Raw genomic sequence first — 1,535 nt, 5'->3', positions numbered from 1 at the left:
CGGCAGCGGGGCGGCGGCGCGCGGGGCGAAGGCGGCGTCGAGCGCGGCGAGGAAGTCCTCTCGGCCGATCGTGTCGCGCACGGTCGCGCCGAAGGCCGCGCGGCGGGCCGGATCGGCGGCGTCGAGCAGGGCGCGCGCCAGGTCAACCGGGGAGGCGCGCTTGAAATGCAGCCCGTCCACGCCGGGCTCGGTCTTCTCGGCCATGCCGCCGATGTCGGCGACGATCAGCGGCGTGCCGGCGCGCTTCGCCTCCTGGATCACCACCGGCGAGTTCTCCCACCAGATGGAGGGCACGACGACCCAGCCGACGGAGCGCATCAGCTCCACCGCGTCCATCGGATCGTAGCGGCCGGCGAAGGAAAGGTTCTGGCCGACCGATTCGATCACCGGCTCCAGCACGGGGAATAGGCGCAGCACGTCGTCGCGCTCCGCGCCGAACACCGTCACCGTGATCGCCGGGTTGTCGCGCAGCGCCAGCGGCAGCGCGCGCAGGAGGATGTCCAGGCCCTTGAAGGGCGTGGGCTGGCCGAAGAAGCCGAAGCGCGGCGCCAGGCGCCCGGCATCGGCCGGCTCGCGCGGCACTGCCATCAGGTCGTCGCCCAGGTAGTTCTCCACCACGCTGCCCGGGCGGCTCGCCAGGCCCCAGGCGGCGTAGCGGTCGCGCACGAAGGCGCTGGGATAGATCAGGTGGTCGAAGCGGCGCAGCACGGCCAGCAGCGTCGCCTTGCGGAAGGCGAAGCGTTCCAGCGTCTGGTCCGGGAAGCAGGCCAGGCAGTTCAGCGGGCTCTCGCGCCGGCACAGCTCGCGCGAGCGGGTCTTGATCATCTGGCCGTGGTGCAGGCAGATCGCCAGCATCTCGTGCAGCGTCATCACGAAGGTCGCGTCGGGGCGCGCCTCCATCAGGTCGTGGATCATGTCCACGCCGAGCCGCCAGTAGTGGTGGAAGTGGTAGACGTCGCTGCCGAGGCCGGCGAGGAACTCCACCAGGATGCGCCGCTGGTAGGGATCGTCCCAGCCGAGCCGGTCCTCCGCCATGCCGGCGAAGGAGAAGACGTAGTCGTCCTCGCCATGGGCGATGATCTGCTCGATCGGGCGGGAAGCGGCGTATTGCGTGCCGACGTCGCAGGCGCCGACGAACACGGCGTCCCGCCCGGCGGCCCGCATGGCGTGGAACTGGCGGTAGGCCGCCATCTCGCCGCCGCCCTTCGAGAAGTCGGGATGCGAGTGCGCCAGGATGCAGACGCTGCGCCGCGACGGGTCGGCCCGGGTCTCAGGCATGGGCGAGCTCCGGGAGGCTGCGGGCAGGCGGCACGCTGCCGGCGACCCAGAGGCGCTGGAGATGCGCGTTCACCAGCTCCGCCGCGTGGCGGTTGCTCCAGGCGCGCTGCACCGGCGTGAAGCGGGCCTCGGCGCCGCCGGCGCGCCGCGCGCGCAGCAGGCGCTGCAGGCTGTCGGTCAGCGCCGGCGCGCAACCCGCCACCGCGTGCAGCGCCAGCAGCCGCGCCACCTCACCGGCATCCAGGGGGCGGGAGAAG

2 protein-coding genes are annotated in these 1,535 nt (G+C 72.8%); both read right to left on the bottom strand.

Annotated features, from left to right (window positions below; translation table 11 throughout):
- The coding region (locus OZN99_RS31280) for a glycosyltransferase (protein WP_270939097.1) at positions 1-1,278 on the bottom strand (1,278 nt) is incomplete at its 3' end.
- The coding region (locus tag OZN99_RS31275) for a hypothetical protein (RefSeq protein WP_270939096.1) at positions 1,271-1,535 on the bottom strand (265 nt) is incomplete at its 5' end. The genes OZN99_RS31275 and OZN99_RS31280, both read right to left, overlap by 8 nt.

This window comes from Falsiroseomonas oryzae (assembly GCF_027856955.1).
Lineage (GTDB): Bacteria > Pseudomonadota > Alphaproteobacteria > Acetobacterales > Acetobacteraceae > Falsiroseomonas > Falsiroseomonas oryzae.
The sequence above is the reverse complement of the archived record's forward strand: the minus strand, read 5'-3'. Positions and strand labels throughout refer to the sequence as shown.